21 protein-coding genes are annotated in these 19,686 nt (G+C 70.8%); all 21 read right to left on the bottom strand.

The genetic code is table 11. From position 1 onward, the window contains the following. Window positions 1-154: 154 nt before the first annotated feature. Window positions 155-376, bottom strand: a complete 222-nt coding sequence (locus tag ACFWSK_RS08440; protein WP_124264746.1) for a hypothetical protein — start codon at window positions 374-376, stop codon at window positions 155-157. Window positions 377-501: 125 nt separating this feature from the next. Next, window positions 502-1,758, bottom strand: a complete 1,257-nt coding sequence (locus ACFWSK_RS08435) for an MFS transporter (RefSeq protein WP_383783093.1) — start codon at window positions 1,756-1,758, stop codon at window positions 502-504. A 49-nt stretch (window positions 1,759-1,807) separates the two neighbouring features. After that, on the bottom strand, window positions 1,808-2,551 hold the full coding sequence (locus tag ACFWSK_RS08430; RefSeq protein WP_383783092.1) for a hypothetical protein: 744 nt from the start codon (window positions 2,549-2,551) through the stop codon (window positions 1,808-1,810). 326 nt (window positions 2,552-2,877) lie between these two features. Beyond that, the gene (locus ACFWSK_RS08425; protein WP_383783091.1) at window positions 2,878-3,228 is read right to left on the bottom strand and encodes a hypothetical protein; all 351 of its coding nucleotides are present in this window, start codon (window positions 3,226-3,228) and stop codon (window positions 2,878-2,880) included. Beyond that, window positions 3,225-3,629 (bottom strand): hypothetical protein, encoded by a 405-nt coding sequence (locus ACFWSK_RS08420; RefSeq protein ID WP_383783090.1) that lies wholly within the window; start codon window positions 3,627-3,629, stop codon window positions 3,225-3,227. The genes ACFWSK_RS08425 and ACFWSK_RS08420 overlap by 4 nt, the downstream gene beginning before the upstream one ends. 68 nt (window positions 3,630-3,697) lie before the next feature. After that, window positions 3,698-4,882: a hypothetical protein gene (locus tag ACFWSK_RS08415; protein ID WP_383783089.1), complete on the bottom strand. Its 1,185-nt coding sequence runs from the start codon at window positions 4,880-4,882 to the stop codon at window positions 3,698-3,700. A gap of 54 nt (window positions 4,883-4,936) precedes the next feature. Beyond that, the gene (locus ACFWSK_RS08410; RefSeq protein WP_383783088.1) at window positions 4,937-5,746 is read right to left on the bottom strand and encodes a DUF317 domain-containing protein; all 810 of its coding nucleotides are present in this window, start codon (window positions 5,744-5,746) and stop codon (window positions 4,937-4,939) included. A gap of 48 nt (window positions 5,747-5,794) precedes the next feature. Continuing rightward, window positions 5,795-6,529, bottom strand: a complete 735-nt coding sequence (locus ACFWSK_RS08405) for a glycosyltransferase family 2 protein (RefSeq protein ID WP_383783087.1) — start codon at window positions 6,527-6,529, stop codon at window positions 5,795-5,797. Between the two features lie 79 nt (window positions 6,530-6,608). After that, window positions 6,609-7,130 (bottom strand): hypothetical protein, encoded by a 522-nt coding sequence (locus ACFWSK_RS08400; RefSeq protein ID WP_383783086.1) that lies wholly within the window; start codon window positions 7,128-7,130, stop codon window positions 6,609-6,611. Between the two features lie 669 nt (window positions 7,131-7,799). Beyond that, window positions 7,800-8,318, bottom strand: coding sequence for a hypothetical protein (locus tag ACFWSK_RS08395; RefSeq protein WP_383783085.1), 519 nt, complete (start codon window positions 8,316-8,318; stop codon window positions 7,800-7,802). Window positions 8,319-8,335: 17 nt separating this feature from the next. Beyond that, window positions 8,336-9,133: a hypothetical protein gene (locus ACFWSK_RS08390; RefSeq protein ID WP_383783084.1), complete on the bottom strand. Its 798-nt coding sequence runs from the start codon at window positions 9,131-9,133 to the stop codon at window positions 8,336-8,338. A 291-nt stretch (window positions 9,134-9,424) separates the two neighbouring features. After that, a complete protein-coding gene (locus tag ACFWSK_RS08385) occupies window positions 9,425-9,892 on the bottom strand; it encodes a hypothetical protein (RefSeq protein ID WP_383783083.1) in 468 nt (155 codons plus the stop codon). Window positions 9,893-10,017: 125 nt separating this feature from the next. After that, window positions 10,018-10,785 carry a hypothetical protein gene (locus ACFWSK_RS08380; protein WP_383783082.1) on the bottom strand — a complete coding sequence of 256 codons (768 nt, stop codon included), beginning with the start codon at window positions 10,783-10,785 and terminating at the stop codon, window positions 10,018-10,020. A 530-nt stretch (window positions 10,786-11,315) separates the two neighbouring features. After that, window positions 11,316-12,830, bottom strand: a complete 1,515-nt coding sequence (locus ACFWSK_RS08375; RefSeq protein WP_383783081.1) for an ATP-binding protein — start codon at window positions 12,828-12,830, stop codon at window positions 11,316-11,318. Window positions 12,831-12,875: 45 nt separating this feature from the next. Then, window positions 12,876-13,418 (bottom strand): hypothetical protein, encoded by a 543-nt coding sequence (locus ACFWSK_RS08370; protein WP_383783080.1) that lies wholly within the window; start codon window positions 13,416-13,418, stop codon window positions 12,876-12,878. Between the two features lie 23 nt (window positions 13,419-13,441). Then, entirely contained in the window at window positions 13,442-13,912 is a 471-nt protein-coding gene (locus ACFWSK_RS08365) for a DUF6238 family protein (protein WP_383783079.1), read from the bottom strand. 57 nt (window positions 13,913-13,969) lie between these two features. Then, the gene (locus ACFWSK_RS08360) at window positions 13,970-15,442 is read right to left on the bottom strand and encodes an SCO6880 family protein (protein ID WP_383783078.1); all 1,473 of its coding nucleotides are present in this window, start codon (window positions 15,440-15,442) and stop codon (window positions 13,970-13,972) included. An 87-nt stretch (window positions 15,443-15,529) separates the two neighbouring features. After that, the gene (locus tag ACFWSK_RS08355) at window positions 15,530-16,903 is read right to left on the bottom strand and encodes an ATP-binding protein (protein ID WP_383783077.1); all 1,374 of its coding nucleotides are present in this window, start codon (window positions 16,901-16,903) and stop codon (window positions 15,530-15,532) included. Between the two features lie 35 nt (window positions 16,904-16,938). Then, window positions 16,939-17,619 (bottom strand): hypothetical protein, encoded by a 681-nt coding sequence (locus ACFWSK_RS08350; RefSeq protein ID WP_383783076.1) that lies wholly within the window; start codon window positions 17,617-17,619, stop codon window positions 16,939-16,941. After that, window positions 17,619-17,936: a DUF6112 family protein gene (locus ACFWSK_RS08345; protein ID WP_383783075.1), complete on the bottom strand. Its 318-nt coding sequence runs from the start codon at window positions 17,934-17,936 to the stop codon at window positions 17,619-17,621. The genes ACFWSK_RS08350 and ACFWSK_RS08345 overlap by 1 nt, the downstream gene beginning before the upstream one ends. Before the next feature lie 140 nt (window positions 17,937-18,076). Continuing rightward, a complete protein-coding gene (locus ACFWSK_RS08340; RefSeq protein WP_383783074.1) occupies window positions 18,077-19,195 on the bottom strand; it encodes a C40 family peptidase in 1,119 nt (372 codons plus the stop codon). Window positions 19,196-19,686: the final 491 nt, after the last annotated feature.

Here is a 19,686-nt window from a genome sequence, read left to right as displayed (position 1 = left end):
TAGGCGTTGCGGATGTGGTCAAAAGCGAGGCCCCTTCAACAGGTGCGGGTGCGGGCGGGGTTGGCGAGGCGCTGGAGAGGCTGGCCGTTCTCGGAGCGGATCACGGACTGTGCCGACATCGGCGACCGGACTAACCGGGGCGTACCGTCGGCGCTCACCGGCCGACCGAGGGCTCGGTCCAGGTGCAGGGGATGGCCGACGACGAGCAGCTCGCTGGCTGCCGAGCAGGCCCGTGCGTCCGCTCCGTACCAGGTTCCGTCGCTCGGCAGGCGCAGCCTGGCGTCTCTTCGAAGCCGTCCTGGAGCAGGATCCGCCGGGCGGCGGCGTTGTAGCCGGTGGTGGTGATCTCGCCGGTGATGGTGTGCCGGATCGTCATGAACGGCTCTGCTTGTGCTTCGGGTTGTGCTTCGGGCAAGGCGGATCTCCTATCGGTGGTGGCGGGAAAGCGGTGGGGTGTTGGGCGAAGGCGAGGCGGGCCCGGAGCTTCCATTCCCGCGAGGGTCAGCGATGCGCGGCGTGGGCCGGGGCGCGGCGGTGCCGTCCACGGGGACGCGGTTTGCCCGGGGTGGCGAGGCGACGGCGGGCGCCGAGCAGTACTCCCAGGCAGGCGACGGATCCGGCGGCCGGGAGCGCGGCGGCGGACGGGCCGGTGGACAGGACGCCCGCGAGGGCCGTGCCCGCGGCCTGCCCGGTGCCGACCGCAGCGATCAGCCAGGCGTACGCCTCGGTGCGGGTGCCGACGGGGGCGAGCGCGTCCACGGCCAGGAACGCGCTGGTGATCAGCGCGGTGAGGAAGAGGCCCGGCAGCGCCGTGAACGCGGTCGCGGCGAGCGGGCCGGGGCCCAAGGTGAGCGGCACCCAGGCGGCGGCGAACAGAAGCGCCGTGGTGACGAGTTGACTGCTCAGACGGCCCGGCCAGCGGCGTCGGCCGTACAGGATGCCGCCGACGAGACTGCCGATGGACAGCGCTGCGGGGATCAGTCCGGACAGCAGCGCCACGCCGTGCCGGTCGGCCATCGCCACCGCCCACACGTTCATCGAACCCAAGGCGAAGCCGACACCGCCGACGGCGAGGAACAGCAGCCGCAGCCCGCCGTGCTGCAGGGGCCCGAGGAATCCCCCGGCACGTGCGACGGCGGGAAGCCACGCCCTGGACGGCGCGGCACTGAGCACCGTGGTTGCGCCAAGCAGTCCCAGCACCGCGGTGACCGTCAAGGCCACGCCGGGACCGTGCACGGCGGACAGCAGGGCGACCAGCGGCGGGCCGGCGACGTAGATCAGCCCTTGGGCTCCGGTGTCGAGCGCGAGCGCGGCACGCCGCCGCTCAGGGTCCGGCAGCACGGCACCCCACAGCGCGCGCAGGTTCGCCTCCAGCGGCGGCGTGCTCAGACCCGCGAGGACCACGAGGCCGGCCGCTAGCGCCGGCTGGAGGACGGCGTCGATGTACGGCAGCAGCAGGAGACAGACCGTGGTGATCAGGACGGCGGCGGCCGTGACCCGGGTCTGCCCGCGACGGTCGACCATCCGTCCCAGGGCCGGCTGTCCGATGGCGCTGGCCAGCCCGTACAGCGCGCACAGCAGCCCGCCGGCCGCGAGAGATCCGCCCTGCTCGGCGATCAGAAGGAGGATTGCGACGGGGGCCATGCCGTTGGGCAGCCGCCCGGCCAGGGTGCCCACCAGCAGCCGGGCGACGTGGCGCTCGGCGAGCAGCGGCCGGGGGGCGGAGCGGGCCGGCGGGCGGCTGGTACGGGAATTCAACGCGGGTGCTTTCCGTGATCGGTCTGGGCTGCGCGGCGGCAGTGGAAGGTCAGCGGGTCCGTCCGGGAGCAGCGACCGCTGTCGGAGTCTTGGGCGGCGTGGCGGTGGCGACGGCCGGGCGGGAGGGCTCCTCGGCCGGACCGACGGTGGTGGCCCGGACCACGTCGACCAGGTCTTCACCGGACTTGAGCCACAGGGCCATCGCTTCGTCCCTGCCGCCCGGCTCCCCGTTGTCTCGGGCGCCGACGTCGGCCTGAACCCGGGCAAGGAGGATTTCGAAGCGGACGAGGACACCCGTCTCCGGTACGGCCAGTGGCTTGCCGTCGCCCCGGCGAGTTGCCTCGATCAGGTAGGGCGCGTGGGTGAGGAATCGGTCCAGCGCGGTGTCCTGGTCCACGGTGGGCACGGTCCCCGGCTCGGCATCTCGCACCCAGTGCAGGTCCTCCTGCACTTCTCGCAGCCGCGCCAGGAGCACCAGTTGCTCGAATTCCGGCAGGAGGCGTGAGCGCGCGTCGGCAGCGGCCCCGTGGGCGGTGGTGGCGATGATGGTGCGCGGCGCACCGGTTCCGACTACGTGGACGTGGTCCGGGGAGGGCAGCAGGGCGCCGACCAAGTAGCTGCCGTCGATTTGCCGTTCGGTCAGGAGGAGTTCGGTGCCGCCGCCGTCGCGCAAGATCGCCGCACCGGAGGTGGTGGAGTACTTCGACAGCGCAGACAGCACGGGGCTGGCCTCCCACACCCAGTCCAGCAGGTGCGCCGGGATGGATCCGTCCGGGTAGTGCTCGATCTCCACCTCCCACGGGCCGGGCAGGCCCTCGGCGACGACGTGCGCGATGTCGCCGAGATAGGGACGCTCACTGGTGATGACCTTGGCCTGGCAGTCGCGGGCCGTCTCGTGGAGCTGGGTGAGCGCTGCACGTGCTTGGGCATGGTCGCCGAGGGGCAGCCGATGGGCCTCGTCCTGGTGCCGGGTGAACCCGGCCAGTTCCAGGGCGGTGGTGGCCCACCGGTGCCGCTCGCCGCTGGGGAGCGCGACGATGGTGTTGCCTGCGGCGAGGTGGAGGGTGATGGCGGCGGAGGAAGTCAGGGCGGCGGGCTTTCGTTCGGGGGGGCGTCGGATCAGCGGCGCTGCCGCCGCGAGGTGCCCGGGGGTGCGGTCTGCACGGTCATGGCGGCCTTCGTGCGGCGCTGCGCTGGCGGTGCGCTCGCCGAGGGCGGGGCGACGCGCAGGTCTTGGTCGAGGTCGACGTGGTAGCGGGCGGCGGTGAGCATCTCGGCCGCCCAGCTGGCGTGCTCGTTCTCCCAGGTACGGCCCAGGTCGAAGGGCAACCGGATCCACACGCCCCGCAGCGTGGGGTAGGTGTCGAATCCGGCGCGGGCCAGGACGCTCGCGGCGAAGGCGTCGACCGCACCTTCGACTTCGACCTGGCCGCCCCGGCCACGGATGATGCGGATCGGTTCGCCGTTCATCGGCCTAGCCCCTTCCCGGCCGTCTGGGCGCGGCCGTTGACGGGGACGGAGGCGGGTTGCGGCGGCGCAGCCCCGGGGATCGTGGTGGTCGGGGTGGTGAGCCGCTGCGGGGACCGGGTGGCTGCCGCCTGCGCGATGCGGTTGCGGCGCTCCACCAGCCCGTTGCGTACAGCGGGCTGCGGTGGGCTGGCGCTGCGGCCCGGGTCGAGGGAGTAGTCGGCCTGGACCTCGTAGCCGTGCCGACGAAGGTCGTGCACGGCCTGGCGGGTACGGCGGATACCGTCCTGCTCGGGGTGGGTGAGCCGGTACAGGCCCGGGGTGTCGGGGACGGGCTCGAACTGTTCACGGACCAGGAACCAGTCGGCGAGGTGCGCGGGAATGTTCGCGGTCGCGGCGGCCACGAAGCCGTGGTCGGGATGGGCGCCGAAGCGGAAGTGGTCAGACAGGGGCGAATCCTTTCTGTGAGCGGTCAGCGGTGCGCCGGCGCGGAGCGCGGGGCGGGCAGGGGCGCGGGGCGGGCGGTAAGGAGTCGCGGGGTGGGCGCGGACAGCGCGGCCGGCCCACCCGGTACGGTGGCGCGGGCCTGGCGCTCGAACGCTTTGCTGTCGGCGAGCCACGTCTCGATCGCGGGCAGGACGGCGAGGCCGAGTTGCCCGCGGACCTGACTCCATTCATGGGCCGGCAGCGTGCGGGGAATCGAGTACAACTCCTGACGCAGGTCGTTCCATTCGTCCCAGGCGTCCTGGCTGAAGGCGAGCGCCTCGCGCAGACGGGTCAGGGCCGCGGCGTCTTCGGGCCAGGGGGTGGCGGCTGGACGGCAGCGGGTGAGCAGGAGCGGCGCGTGTTCGAGCACGGCGCGGTAGGACAGCCAGGCGTGGTCGGCGAAGTCCCTTTCCATTCCCCCGATCAGGCGGGAGTCGCGGAGCGGGACGCCATCGCTGTACCGGCCGGATTCCTTGATCACCTGGAGGGTCTCGTGTTCTTCCCGGATGCGCTCCAGGGCACGCAGGACGTTGTTCAGGTCCTGGTGGTGCAGGGCGCGCCGGTGGGCGGGCAGGAACGTGCCCGCGATGGCGCGGGCGGCGAGACCGGGATCGGCGGGCAGCACGATGCTGTGCGGCGTGGTCGGGTCATCGTGCGGGTCCTCCTGCTCCCGGTCGGTGAGCGCGCCCAGGAGGTAGCCGCTGCGGTGGCCGGGGCGCTCGATCAGCAGCAGCTCGGTGCCCGAGCCGTTCTTCAGGACGGACGCGAACGGGATGCGGTGGTTTTCGAGGGCCCGGTACATCTCGCCGGCCTCCCACAGCATGGGCCAGAGGTCTTCCTGCCACAGCGGGTGGGAGTGGATCTCCAGTTCGGCGCTCCAGGTGCCGGGCAGTTGTGCGGCGATCTCGGTGCCGAAGTCGCCGAGGTAGGGCCGGGTGCTGGTGGTGATGGTGGCGCCATGTGCGTGGGCGTGATGCACCAGAGCGCTGGCGGTGCGTCGCGCGGCCTGCGGATCGGTCAGCGGGGCGGTGGACGCACCGTTGGGCAGGCGCGCGAATCCGGCTTCTTCCAGTGCCCGGTTGGCCTGCTGGTACTTCTCGCCGTGCGTGATGGCGACCAGGCCCAGGTGGCGGCTGGTGGTGAGGGTGATCTCGGCGGTGGGGTTGGGCATCAAGGTCCTGGTGGGTCGAGTCCGCAGGAGCGTGTTCGTCCAGAGGGACAGGGCTCAGCGGGTCTTCGGGGCGCGCTTGGGCTCGGGGCTGCGTGGCGGCCCGCCGTGGGGAGGCTGCGCCGTGGGACGCCGGGATGGCGATGAGAGGCGTTCGATGGTCACCAGTGGGGCGACTGCGGCGGGGAACGGGAAGGAGGTGGAGCGCAGAGTGGGCCGGGGATCGAGCGTTTCGGCGGCGACCGCGTGCAGGAGCAAGGGCGGCGTCTTGTCCGTGAACGAGATGTCCCACAGGTGACCGAGGTCTTCTGGGGAGGCGGCCAGGTGCCAGGTGACGGATGTGTCTCCGTGGATGGGCGGCGCTGACGAGTCCACGGGGCGGCTGACCACGGCAGCGTGTCCGTCGTGCGAGATGAATCCGGAGAGTCCGAAGTCGTCGAAGTGGGTCCAGGAGTCGGCGTCGACGTAGAGCTCCAGCAGGCCGGGGTCGGCGCCGATGCCGTAGACGACGTGATCCGGATCGGTGGCCAGTTCGCCGGCCAGGGTGCCGAGGAGCCTGGCGACACATTCGATCGGCACGAAACCCCCGATATCCGCACGCCAGCGCTCAGCCGCTTCTTCGTCGGTACGTGCCGTGATCACCATGTGAGGGCCTCGGCCCACGGCTGCTTGGTCGTGGCGGATCGTGATGCGCCGGCAGGGGCTGGTGACGGTCAACGACGACGCGTCGGTGTGTGCGCTCCACGCGGTTTCCTCGGCGAAGATGTCGAGGAGCTGCTGGTGGTCGGTGGGGAGGCTGGCGGCCAGATAGCGGGGAGAGATGAGGATCTTCTCCCGGGGCCTGTCCTGGTCGGGGTCGTTGGGCATGGTTCTTCCGGTGGGATCGGGTAGCGGGTGGCGAAACGGGGGCCTCAACTACGCGAGGGAGGAGGGGGCATCGCGGCGAGGGTGCGCTGCGGCGTGCAGGCTGGCACCAAAACCGTGGGCGAAGACTCGCGCCCTTTCTTCCAGTTCGGCGTAGGAGTCCTGCGCCGTCATCTGCGCGGGGTGCTTGCGGTACCGGTAGACCGGAACGGGCAGCAGGATCCCCGGGGCGAGGCAGGTGACGGCGAGGGCGCAGTAGTCCTCTCCCTGCACGAGGCCGCCCATGGGCGCCGCGCGCACCAGGTCGGTTCGGGCCAGGAGGGTGGTCGGGCCGAGCGGGATGGTGTCGGCCGGGTCCTTCCAGTACCGCCACACGTCTCCGGCCTCATGCCGGCCGGGCGGTGTCGGACACCGCCACAGTGTCGTGGAACCGTCGTGCAGGTCCTCGCTGTATCCGGCACACCAGCCCACCCCGGTCTCCTCCAAGGTGCGCAGCCGCAGCGCCATGGCCCAGTCGGTGAACTCGTCGTCGTCATCCGCCCAGTTCACGTACTTGGTCCGGACGTCGTTGAGAGCCAGGTTGCGGGCGCATGCGGCGCCGACCGGGCGGGGCAGGGCGAGGATGCGGACGCGCGGGTCGGCGGCGAGGGCGGCGGGCAGCCGGGTGCGGTCGGCCCCATCAAGGGCGACGATGGCCTCCCACGGGACACTCTGGCGGCACAGACTGGCGCGCATGGCAGTGAGGAACGCCAGTCGCTCTGGGCGGAGTTGGGTCGCTATGACCACGGTGATCTTCGGGTGAGAGTGCGGGGACAGAGGGCTTCTCCGGACAGGCGTGGATCGGGACGGTGCGGTCTTCCGGGTGCTACCGGCGGGCGGACTTGCGGGACGCCGGGGCCGACGAGGGAGCGGTGGCGGACAGGCGCGGGGCGACGCGCGGCGGCACGACCGGAGCCTGGGAATCCGGGTTCCATGCGCCGGGGTCGGTGCGGAAACGGCTGCGCGGGTCGGTGTCCCACCCGACGACAGGTCCGCGGTCGTACGCCAGCAGGCCGATCACTTCGATGCCGGTCTCGTGCAGGACGTAGGCCCACTCCAGGTCGCCGGTGCCGTCCTGGGTGATCAGTTCACGCTCGGCCGGGGTGCCGTCGGTGTTGTACACGTTGGTGAGCTGACGGCAGGGGAACTCATCGCCCCCGGTCAGCGAGCGGCGCAGCGCGTCGGGTGCGCCGTCGAGGAGATCCGTGCCCAGCTCCTCCCAGCCGATGTGGACCTCGTCGATCAGGTGCCGGGCCATCGCCTCCAGGTCACCGGCGAACCGGTATCGGAAGGCGGCCAGCAGCAGCGGGAGTTTGCTGTCGGGATTGCCGTCGAAGTGGACGTACATGCCGGCGTAGCCGGTGGAGGTGGGGCGGGCGATGACCGCACGGGTGGACAGATCGGTCTCCTGGGGTGGGGCTGGTCAGTGTGAGCGGGGGCGCGCCATCGGGGCAGTCATCGGCTGGGCTGGGGTGCCGGGCGTACGGGTGGTGGCGCGAGGCGGCGTGGTGGCGGGGATCGGCCGGTCGGGCCGCCACAGGCAGGCGGTGTCGCGGAACCGCACGCGGGGGTCGGTGCCCCACGCGACGAGAGGGCCGCGTCCCGCGCCGCGCTCGCCGATCACCTCGATGCCGTGCGGGTGGAGGACATAAGCCCAGTTCAGTCGCGATGCCGTCCGCTCGGTGTAGATCAGCGGCGGTTCGTTCGCGCGGGCCGGGTATCGCTTACCGGGTTCGTCGTGCCCGCCGGCGAGGTGCTGGCGCAGGGCCTCGGGTGCTCCGTCGAGGAGTTCGGTGCCGAGGTAGGACCAGCCTTCTGGTGCGTCGTCGATGAGGTATGCGGCCAGGGCGTCGGTGTCGCCGGCGTACCGGTTCTGGTGTGCGGCAAGCAGCAGCGGCAGTTGATGACTGGGGTAGCCGTCCCAGTGAACGTACGATCCGGCGTAGCCGGTAGTGCCGGTGGGGCGGGCGATGACAGAACGAGTGGACAGAGGATCTTCCTGTCGTGGGCGGGTGGGTCAGCGGGAGGTGCGGCGCGTGGGCACTGCCGGCGTGGCAGGTGCCGCCGCCACGGACGGCGCGGGTTGTGCGGGCGCTGACCGGTTCGGGCGCCGGTAGATGCTGGCCAGGTGGTCCTCGCTCAGGTAGGCGAGCTGATCACCGAGTGCGGACAGCTCCTCGGCGTGCTGGCGGTAGCGGGCGGCGAAGCCCGGTTCCTGGTTGCGCTCGCACCACTCGGCCGCGGTCTCCAAGAACAGGTGCAGCTCGCCGAGACCGCTGTGCCCGTCGCCGAGGACGGCCTGCGCGACGGTGTTCAACTCGGCGGCCGAGCGCGCACGGTAGACCTGCTGGGTCCAGTTGCTGATGCTGTGACCGGTGTCCCCGGTGGGGAGCGATTCGCTGAACTCTCGCGCGTCGTAGGCGGCCCAATGGTGCAGGTCGTCGACGGTCGGTCGGTTCTCCCGGTGGGCGGTGACCTGCTCGGTGGTGCGGCCGACGTTGTCGTACAGCTCGAAGTCAGGGTGGGGCAGGGACAAGGGGCTCTCCCGGTCGGCTAGGCGCGGTCCGTGCGAGCGGAGCCGACGGGCGGACCCGAGGCGTCGGTGCGGGCGCACTTGTAGCCGATCAGGCGTGACGGGGCGGCCTTCGCCGGCACGGTGGCGGCGTCGGCGCAGACGAACGTGTACGTCACCGACGTGCGCGGGATGCCGTGCAGCCAGGCGTTGTCGTCCTTGTCCGGGTTGATCTGCAGCCCGGAGTGCGCGACGGCGTCGGTCTGCGTGTGGGTGTGGGCGAACAGCAGGAGTGCGCCGCCGTCGGCGGTCTTCAGCGCGTAGGCGTCCTTGAAGGCGTTGGTGCCGCCGGCGAAGGTGGTGGTGCCCAACTTCCCGAACTTGCGGGTCGTTTCCTCGTGGACCTTGATCTGCTGCTGGCTGGCCTTGGTCGGGGCGAAGACCTTGGTGCCGGTGTTCGTCCCGCCGGTCGCGAAGTTGTCGATCACCGCGGTGCGCAGCACGTCGGCGTCGGCGGCGAGTTGCTTGTTGCCGGTGGCGGCGACCGCGGTGGCGTAGCCGCTTCCGTCGAGGGCGATGTCCGGCAGCTTCGTGCTGTCGAGGTTGACGACGGTGGCCATCTCCCACCGCTTGTCCTTCGGCTGCTCGGCGAAGACGGCGATGCGGCTCGGGTCCTTGCCCTTCTCGCCGGAGAGCGCGGCGGCGAACCAGCGGTCCTGGCCGGCCGTGAAGCGCGGGATGTACAGCTTGGCGCTGGAGGTGTCGTACGACCACGGCTTGTACGGCTTGCGGTCGGCCTTGGGCAGGCCCTCGGTCTCGGTGTAGTCGGAGACGGACATCGCGTACGTCGGGCCGTCCTCGACGGTGTCGAGCAGGGCGCGGTCACGCTGCGCGTTGGCCTTGTTGTTGATCTTCGAGTAGTTGGTGATGACGGCGCGTGCCTGCGCGTCACTGAGTGCGGGAGTCGGCTTCGGGGCGGCAGGCGTGGAGGCGGACTTCGCGTCGGCCGGGGTGTCGTCGCCGCTGGTGCAGGCGGTGGCGGCAGTAGCGAGCAGCGCGGCGGAGACGAGCAGGGGCAGGGCGCGGAGGGCGGTGCGGATGGAGGTGCTCCAGGGGTTTGGGCGGATGGATCAGTGGGTGCGGGAGGCGGCTGGGCTGGGCCGAGGGTGGGGGGTGGTGACGCTCGGGCTCGTGCTGCGGGACGGGGCCGGCGGAGCGGTGAGCCGGTCGGCTGCCTGGTGGAGTCGGGCTCCCGTTTTGTTGAGCCGACCGCGGGCGCTCTCGATCCGGGCGTGCAGCAGGGCGCGCGTGGATTCGATGGACTCGCTGCGTTGCGTCGAGCGGGGTGAGGCGGCGAGCTGGTGGAGGGCTCCGGCGTGGCCGACGGCTTCACCGAGGTCGGCCAGGGCGTGTCCCAGCGCGCCGACCGCGCGCGTGAGCTGGGTGACCTTGAGCCGGGTGGTGTCCGACTCGGGGTTGCGGTCGCGGCGTACGGTGCGGTCGGCGAAGGCCGCCGCGGTGGTGATGTGGGTGATCAGTCCGGCGATGTCGCGGACCCGGTCGTCGAGGTCGTCGAGGTTGTCGCTGCCGGAGTGCACCGCGTTGGTCAGCGGCAGTTCGTCGGCCGTGTTGTGGATGTGCTCGGCCAGCGAGTGCAGCTGGCTGCTGTCGTCGTAATTGAAGGGCAGGAAGGGCTCCTGAACGGGGCAACGGGACGGTGCGATCAGCGGACGGGGCCGCGTGCAGCCGTGGGTGGCGCGGCCGGTGGCACTGTGGTCGTGGTCGGTGCGGCGTGGCGCAGGTTCACGCCGATGCCCTTCTCCGCGAGGCGGAGGGCGACTGCCTGGATTCGCCGGGCGCGACCGTCCTCGCCGTACGCAGCGGGCAGCAGGAAGGCTGCCTGGTGCGGGTGGTACTGGAAGCCATGGGCGTACAGCGTCATGCGCGCCTCTTCCGGCACTCTGGTGTACGGCGTGCCGAGCGCTCCGTCGTCGTACCAGGTCAGCGTTACCACTTGGGCGACCTGCGGCGGAGCCTGCCGGTGTGGGGGCTCGGGCTGCTCGGCGGCGTTGCGGCGTACCGCCTGGCGGGCCTGCTCGTAGCGGGGCAGGACCCTGCGGGCGATGAGGGCTGCGGCGCGCGCGGGATCGTTGGGGACGACGATGCCGTTCGGCTCGTCGACCCCGTCGAAATGGTGCGGCTTGATGGCGGCGTTGTCGGGCTCGAGCGGGGCGACGACGAACTGGTGCGGATAGCGCGGCCGGTCGGCGAGGTAGAGGTGCTGCTGATCCGGGCCGTGCAGTACAGCGTCGTGTCCGAGCACGAATCCGGTGGCGACGTAGCTGACGTGGCCGGTGTCCCAGATCTGTTCGGCCACGGGGAACTGGTCGGGGTAGGTGAGGTGACGGTGGTATTCACTGGTCCAAGCGCCCGGCAGGCGGTCGGCCAGGCCGGCGGCGAAGATGTCCAGGTCGGTGCGTGCTGAGGGCATGGGCTCCTGACGGAGTGGTGAGGCGGGCCTATCTGCCGCGCGCCACGCGGGCAGGTGGTGATCGTGGGCGCCGAAGCGGGCACGGCTCTTGGGCGGTACGCCCGGGAGGCGGCGCCCTCGGAGGCTGTCACCTGCCGGTAGGCGTCGATGGTTTCCTTGAGCCGGTCGACTGCGTCGTCCCGCCGTGCGGCGAGGATGTCGATCTGTGTGCCTCTGTTCTGCAGGACACCCAGGGAGTTGATCGACGTGTTCCCGGCAGCGGCGCGCGTAAGAACGGATGCCGCGTTCTGGGCGGCGGCGGTGAACTGCTCGTGTACGTGGTCCAGGTGGCGCGCGGCCGTGTGGACGAGATCGGCGATGACCAGCTCGGGGCCTTCGGTGTGCAGGCGGCCAAGGAACCGAGGTGAGGCGCCGAGGGATTCGTGCACCATCTGGGAGCCGGGGCCGGCGGATGGTGGAAGGCTGGTTGGGTTGTCCATGAAGGTGGGGATCCGGGGATTGAGGGACGGTTGGCACGTCTCGACGGGCGATCAATGCATTCGGGCATCCGTATCGAAAAGGGCCAATTCGTGAGGATGTAGCAGATGTTGAACGATGAATGATCGTCCGGCGACCTTCCACAAGCCCCTGCCGCGGTTGAGGTGCGAGATCGCGTCGGCTTCCACCGAGGTCAGTCCCAACAGTGCTGCGGCAGCGTGGAGTTGGTCGGTCTCCTGCCGGTAAATGATGCGGGTGGAGCAGTCGGCGAGCAGGCCCTCGGCCAAGGCGCGTCCGCGGGATCCGGCGTCGCCGGCGGTGAGCAGGTCGGACAGCCGGTGGATCACCATCAAGTTGGCGATGCCCAGGCCGCGGCTCAGCTTCCACTGGGACTGCATCCTCGCGAGCAGGCCGGGGTGGCGCATCAGCCGCCACGCCTCGTCGTAGACGATCCAGCGCCGGCCGCCGTTCGGGTCGGATAGCGCGGATTCCATCCACGCGGAGGCGCAGGTCATGGCGAGGACGAGTGCGGTGTCGTCGCCGGAGCCGCCGAGACGGGACAGGTCGATCGTCAGCATGGGCGAGTTGGGGTCGAAGGCCACGGTGCTGGGGGCGTCGAACATTCCGGCGAGGTCGCCGTGGACGAGGCGCCGCATGGCGTGGGCGAGGTCGCGGGAGGCGTCGCCGAGGCGGCCGGACATGACGCCACCCGCCGTGTCGAGTTCGTCGGGGTTGTTGAGGGTGGCGGCGATGTCGCCGAGCAGGGGGGTGCGTCCGCTCGCGGCGGCGCAGGTGACGACGGCGTCCAGGGCGACGTCGAGGCCGGTGTGCTCCATCGGCAGCAGGTCCCGCCCGAGCACGGTGCGGGCCAGGGAGCCGAGCAGCAGCAGACGCCTCTTGCGGATCTCGCCCGCCCAGTCGGCCTCGGAGACGCTGTTGGGGCGCGGCGCTGCGTCCAACGGGTTCAGCTTGCCTGGCAGCCCCGGTCCGAGCGCGATGGAGGTGCCGCCCAGCGCCTGCGCCACAGGCGTCCACTCTCCCTTGGGATCACATGGGACGTAGACGCGGTAACCAAAGGCGATGGAGCGCAGCGCGAAGCTCTTGGCGAGCGCGGACTTGCCCTGTCCGATGACCCCGGCCAACAGCACGTTGGGGTTGGTGAAGCCCTCGATCCTGCCGTACAGCGCGAACGGGTCGAAACAGAAGGAGGCTTCGGCGTGCACGTCGCGGCCGATGTAGATGCCCTCGGCCCCCAGCCCGCCCTCGGCGAGGAAGGGGTACGCCCCGCTCGCGGTGGCTGTGGTCATGCGGTGGGCGGGCAACTTGATCTTGTTGTGGCGGGAGGACGCAGGGCCGGGGCGGCCTGTGGCCGGGAAGAGCGGCGACGGCATCTCCTGCTCCTCCGCCCCGGCTCCGGTGGTGTGGGCGGCTGCTTCGACGCGGGCCTTCGCGGCGGCCTCGGCGAGTTGCCGACGGGCGGCCTTCCGGGCGGCGCGGTCGGTGCCATGCGGGGTGAACAGGGGGCTGGCGCTGGCGCGGCGGGCTCGGCGCGCGGGCCGGTGACTCATGGCAGGGCAGCTTTCACAAGATGGCGGTTTGGAACGGTACGGGAGTCAGACGCGCGGGGAGGCACTGAACAGGAGCGGCTTGCGGTAGCCCGTGCCGTCGCCCGACCAGTCCAGCTCGATGTAGCCGTCGGCGAGGTACTGGTACCGGCCGCTGGCCTTGGTCTTGAGCGTCCCGGTCTCATACGAGCCGTTGCCGTTGCCGCTGCTGTGTTCGAGCGCGTGCTCCAGGCCCGTGTAGTTGGCGTACTTCACGACCGGGTCCGTGCCGGTGGTGGACTTCTTGGTCTGCAGGTGGAACCTCGCCTTGTTGAAGGTGAGGCCGCTGCGCTGCTTGGCCGCGTAGGGGCCGTCCCAGTTGACCTTGGCCGTGGTGGAGATGTAGCCGCCGCTCCGCTTGGCGCAGAGCGTGACGTCGAAGTCCCAGTTGTCGGAGTCGGGGCCGGTGTACGACGGGTCGTCGATGGTGTAACTGCTGGTCTTGCAGTGGTAGCTCGCGGCGGAGGCGGGCGCGGCGGTGGCCAGGGCGGCGGTGCCGGCGAGCGTGGCGACGATGAGGGCGGTGGAGGCGGAGCGCTTGAGCTTGCGCATGCAGGGCCTTTCGGTGGAGCGGGTTATTGGCTGCAGGTGGTGGTGTGGCCGGGCGCCGGGGTGTTGAGGTCGCTCGGCGTGGTCTTGCGGCGGACGACGTGGCCGGCGGCGAGGTGGCGCTGGCAAATGGTCAGGACGGGCGGTCCCTCGGGGAGCCGCTCGGGGTGGCACTCGGTGTCCGTCGGGACCGCGTCCGCCACGGGCAGGAGGTGGAAGGCGTCGTGCACGGCGGCGGTGGCCTGCCACAGCCGGGTGTGCGCGGTGGCCAGATGTCGGCCGGCGGCGGGATGCGGCGGCCGGGTGCTTTCGGCGAGCTGGTCGAGCAGCTGGTGGAGCGAGGTCAGATGGGCGTGCAGCACGTCGAGGTGCACGCGGTCCGCGGGCGAGGCGTGGCGTTCAGCACGCGGGGCGCGGGCGCGTGTGTGGTGGCGGATGCCGGCGTTGGCGGCCCGCAGGTACGGGTACGCGTCGCCGACGGGGATGGCAGAGGTCAAAGGGGAAGAGTTCCTTCCTGCCGCGGTGGCAGGACGTCGACTGGTGCCGGGCGTGGGTTACAGGGCGGTGCGGGCGAGCGGGAGGGCGCCGAGCGTGAAGGCGTCGGGCTGCTGGAAGTTCAAGCGGCGCAGGTCGACCTGGGCGGTAACGGCAGCGGTCTCGATCTGCGCGCAGGCGGCGTCGAGCAGGGCGTCGGTCTCGGCGGAGACGGTGAGCAGCCCGGTCAGGGCCACATCGGCGTGTCCGGCGATCAGCTGGCGCTCGCGGGTTTTGACGTCCGCGTACTCCACGCTGTCGGCCTCGGAGTCGACCTGTCCGCGGCGCGACCTCTCGTTCGCGTCGGCGATGATGGCGGCCTTCTTGCGCTGGACGTCGCGCATCGCTGATTCGAGCCCTTGGGGCACGTATATAAGGGAGAGGGTGCGCCGGACTCCGGCGGTGAACATCAGGCCGTGCAGGAAGCCCGCGGATGTCTCGGTGCGGGGCCAGTCTTCTACCCAGTAGGTGGCGTGCCGGGCGGAGTCGGTGGCGAGTCGGTCGTATTCCTCGACCTGGACCACGGGCCCGGCGGCGGCCGGGTCGGCTTCGGCCCGTCCGGACTCCGACCACTGCTGCAGCGCGGACAGTGCCTTGGGGTCGTAGGCGGTGCGGATGACGGCGGCGATCTCGTGCGCCGAGAGCCAACCGGTCACCATCAGTCCGGCGCTGCGCGCGGCCTGCGCGATGGAGCTGGTGGTCTGTTCCAGCACGGTGAAGGCGCCGGGTAGCCCGCCGCCGGCCTGGTTGATGAGGCGCTTGGCGGCCTTGAGGTCGAGGGAGATCGCCACGTATGCCTCGTGCGGGGCGGCGGCGGGCCCTGCGGAGGCGACCAGTTCGCTGTAGACCTGCCCGGCGACCGGTGTCTCGGGGTGGCCCTGCTGGCTCCAGTGGCGGGAGAGGGTGTCGCCGCTGTCGGGCACGGTGCGTTCCAGAACCTGCACGGTTGCGACGTGTCCGGTACGGGCGATGCCCGCCAGGGCTCGCCCCCACCCCGCGACGTTGTGGTTCTGAGTCGCCGGATCCAGGAGTGCGAAGGCCCTGCTGGAGACCCGGGCGACGGCGGTCAGGGTCTGATGGTGCGGGTCGTGGACGGCGGCGGCGCCGTTGGCGGAGTCGCCCGGGGTGACCACCCGCAGCGAGGCGGCGGTGCCGGGCAGATGCAGGACACCGTCCTGACGGGGCCGGGTGACGGGCCGGGCGAGCCACAGGGTCTGGCCAGTGCGGCGCCTCTGGACGAAGCGCAGGACGATCGGCGCCCAGTCGATCAGCGAGCGGCCGTGTCGACGGATGGCGACCAAGGCGGTGACCACGGCCCACAGCGGTGTCAGGGCGATGGCGCCGAGCAGACCGGTGGAAACCACCGTGGCCAGCAGAAGCGCCAACGCGCTGGACACCAGCAGGAGTTGGGGGAGCGACAGGCCGAGCAGGATGCCGCGCTTCGACCGGTGGGGGAATTTGACGGTGAGTGGTGTGACGGTGAGATCAGACAAGGGCCGTTCCGAGGGTGCGCGGGCGGTGGCCGGGGCGGCACGCGGCGGCATGTGCGCGGCGCGTGCCGCCCCGGAGTCGGGCAGGGGCTACAGGCCGGCGGGCGGGGGCGGCGGCGCGCCGGCCCCGCTGGAGGTACTGCCTGAGTCCGGTGCCGGTGGAGCGCCCTGGGGCGGGGGCGAGGACGCTCCGGCGCCGGGCTGCGACATGAAGCCACTGCCTCCGCCGGAGGGCGATCCGGAACCGCCGCCCCCTCCGGGGGCACCGCCTACCTGACCGCTGGTGTCGTCGCTGGGACTGGTCGGGGGCGGCTGGACGGCCTTCTCCAGGCCGTTCTTGAGCCCTTCGACCCCGGAAGAATCCTGCGAACCTTGGCCTTCCTTCCCGCTGTCGCCCCCGGTGGGGTTGGCGGCAATGTCGCCCGGGAACCCGCCGCCTCCGGCGGCATCGGGGCCCTGCGGGGCGCCGCCCGCTCCTGCTCCTGCTGCCGCGCCGCCCGTTCCGGCGGTGGCTGCAGCGGCAGCGGCCTTGCGGCCGGCCTTCTCGGCGTGCTGCCGGGCGAGCTGAGCGCCGGCGCCACCAGCGCGGTGAATCGATTCTCCGTCCGTGCCCTCGGCCGCCCAGTGCACAAATTTGAACGTGGCGTACGGGCAGAGCAAAACCAGAACCATGATCACGATGCCCGCCATGACGTCAGCGAGCGCTCCGAGGCCGTCCTTGGCCTCGGTCTTGCCCATGGCGGCGATGCCGAGCACGAAGATGATGGTCATCAGCAGCTTGCTGACCACGAGGGTGGCCGTGGCTTCGATCCAGCCCCGGCGCCACCGGCGGGCGACCTCCCAGCCGCCACCCGCGCCAGCGAACACCGCGAGGGTGACCATGACCAGAATGCCCACTTTTCTGACCATCATGACGCACCAAAAGAGGAAGGCTCCGCAGGCGGCCCCGAGCCCGGCGAACGTCGCGACCAGCCAGCCCAGGCCGGACAGGGCCCCGATCTGGGACACCTTCACGATGCGGCGGACGGCAGTTTCGATGTTCAGGTGCGATGCGGCGAACAGGCCGTCGGACAAGGCATCGACGACTTCGATGGCGACCGTCGTCAGGGCGATGGCGCAGAAGGCGAACAAGACGCCCGACATGGTGCCGGTGAACGCCTGGGCAAGGGCCTGTCCGTCGCGTTTGACGGCGGCCCGGATGAGCTGCGCGCAGAACGTCCCGACCAGGATGACCAGGCCGATCGGCAGTAGCATCTCGTAGTTGTCGACGAACCATCCGGCCTGCAGATCGACCTTGGTGGTGGCGTTGACGGCCTTGGCGGCCAGGTCGGCTGCCGCGGCGGCGAGTTCGCCGGCGCTCTTGGCCATCCAGTCGCCGATGGCTTTGCCGGGATCGCTCGCGAAGTCGACGGCCTCACCGACAGTGCACAGCTTGTCCGCGAGAGGGAAGTCGCAGAAACCCAAGGAAGTTGGCCTCCTTACTTATCGGCGGGGTGGGTTTACTGCGTGACGCTGGGGGCGATGGCGGCCAGGCGGCAGTCGTGGCTGGGCCGGCACTGCACGGCGAGGGTCACGGCGCGCTCCTCGGCTCCACCGCCGCCCTTCTTCCACTCGATCTGCTGCCGCCCGTTGACGGTGACCACGTAGATGTACGCCTCGGTGATCGCGGAGGGGTCCTCGGCGAGCGCCTGCTTGAACGCGCCGGGGTAGTGGCCTTCGGCGACCGTGCCGGTGGCGTGCTGGTTCTGGTCGGCCATACGTGACCACAGCAGTGGGTCGGGTACCTGGCCGGAGACGGACGCCCAGTCGGCGTACTTGGTCTCCTTGGTCATCCACGCGCCCATGCCTGCCAGCTGCTGGTCACGGTCGGTATCGCGGGTGTCGTACGACCACAGCATTTGGGCTGCCGCCTTGGCGAAGGCGACCGGTTCACTGATCTGCGGGGGCCTGGGAACCGAACCCGACCCGGCCGCAGGCTTAGGGGCGGCCTCGGAAGGGGAGGAACTGCGCTCCTGGGACGGTGCGTTGGTGCTCTGGCTGCGCTCACTGCGGCCGGTGAACCACGCGGTGGTGGCGGCGATGATGAGCAGCACGGTGATGACCAGGGCGACGATCGCGACGCGCTTGTTGGCCGACCAGGTCACGCCGTACCCGGACAGGGAGGGGAATCGTCTCTGCATTAGTGGACCTGCGACCCCAGGCCGGAGAAGAACGCCACGATCCCGTTGGCGGCACCGAGGCCGAGCGCGGCGCCGGCCGCGACGACGGCACCCTTCTTTCCGTTGGCCTCGGCCTGGTGACCGCCGGTGTGGTGTCCCCAGGCCCACACACCGAGTGAGACGGCAAGGGCACCGACAACGGCGATGATCCCGAACATGTTGATCGAGTTGACGACGTTCTTCAGGACGGCCAGGCCGGGCAGTCCGCCGCCCTGGGGTGAGATGCCTGGGTCGTACGCGAGGAAGACAACGGCGCGGTCTGCAAGAGGTATGGGCATGGGTGTGGCAGGGCTCCTTGCGTGCGCGGGCCGGCCAGAGGCCGGCGAAAGAGAGGTGAAGGAAGGGGGGATCGGCGCGCGGGGCGCCAGAGGTGGGCCCGGCGGGGGCCGCCCGGGTGGTGTCCGGGCGGCGTGCGGCGTCAGAGGACGCGGCGCGCGGCGAGGATGTCCCAGTCCTTGATCGGAGTGATCCGGACGGGCTTGGATGTGCGTGGTGCCTCGATGACGAGGCCCTCACCCATGTACATCCCGACATGCTCGGGCCGGGCGGCGGTGCCGCGGCTGAAGATCAGGTCTCCGGGCTTGAGGCTTTTCGCCGAGACGGCCTTGCCCTCGTTGACCTGCGTGTACGTGGTGCGGGTGAGCTTGACGTCGGCGTGCGCGTACGCCTGCTGCATCAGCGAGCTGCAGTCGCAGCGCCCCATCGGGTCAGGGCCGTGGGAGTCGGTGCACGACCCACCCCACTGGTAGAGCGTGCCGAGCTGGTGCATGGCCCACTCGATGGCCGTGCGTGCCTTGGGGTCGGCATCCTTTGGGATCTTGTATCCCTTCGGGACGCTGCCCTCGGGGATCCGTCCGAAGGATGTCCCGTCCTTATCCGGTGTGCAGGTGCCGGCGCCGGACGCGGACTCCGTGTCCTTTGCGGGCTCGTCCTTGTCGGCGTTCGGGAACGTCTTGGCGATGGCCTTCTGCAGCGCGGTGGCGAGGTCCTCCCACTGCGCGTACGCGTCCGGGTAGCCAGATGCCTGGACAGCCTGTGCGGCCTGGGTGACCTTCATCTGCTGCCAGCCGTCGACCTTGAGCAGATGCTTGTAGAACTGCTCGGACGCGTACACCGGGTCACGGATCTGCTGTGCGGTGCCCCACCCCTGGCTGGGGCGCTGCTGGAAGAGGCCGAGGCTGTCCCGGTCTCCGTAGTTGAGGTTGCGCAGCCGCGACTCCTGCATCGCGGTGGCGATGGCGACGAACTGGCCCTTCTTGGGCACGTCGAGGCTCAGGCCGGTGGCCACGATGGTCTGTGCGTTGGGGATCTGCTCGGCCGGAAGGTCCAGGCCCTGGATGTGGATGTCCTTGCCGGAGGCACCGTCGAGGATCTTGGTGACTTCCTTGGTCACCTCGGCGGTGTCGAGGCCGGTCAGGCATCCGCTGAACGAAGCGGTGGTCGCGGCTTCACTGGAGGACGCCATCATCATGGCGGTGCCGGCGAGCAGCAGGGGGGAGAGGACGACGACGCCGATGCCGGCGGCTATGCCCTTCAATCCGGCCTGCCTCCCGGCAGACGGTCATGGGCCGGCGGACGGTGAGCGGGCAGGGGAGGGTAGAGCGATGTCACAAGCGAGGTCCTTGGTGAAGTCCCGGCGGCGCGTGCGTCGTTGAGGAAAGGGCGCGACGGCCGGGGTGGTGGGTAGATCGGGGCCCGGGTGCACTAGTGCGAGTTGCCGCTCGCACCGGTACGGGGCGTCGGGTCAGGTGTGCCAGGACATGGGAAATCTCCGTGAAGGCAGGGACGGGGATGTGCCATCGACGGTGTTCGTCGGGCAGTTCCAAAACAGTAAGGGCGGATCCCCGGTTGCCGAAATCGCCTCTGGCCGAGGCTCTATCTCGGGGTTTTCGGCGTCGATAGCGCTCAACCGGGGATCGTGCCCTACAGTTTTGGCTCCTCCCTCGCCTCCCCGCTGCGCGGACCGCGGAGCCTTCTTGCCCGCATTCGGTCCAACGGGTCTCATCCAGGCGAGCCGGAGCGTCTATC

The organism is Streptomyces sp. NPDC058620, from assembly GCF_042717135.1.
In the GTDB taxonomy this organism is placed as follows: domain Bacteria; phylum Actinomycetota; class Actinomycetes; order Streptomycetales; family Streptomycetaceae; genus Streptomyces.
The sequence above is the reverse complement of the archived record's forward strand: the minus strand, read 5'-3'. Positions and strand labels throughout refer to the sequence as shown.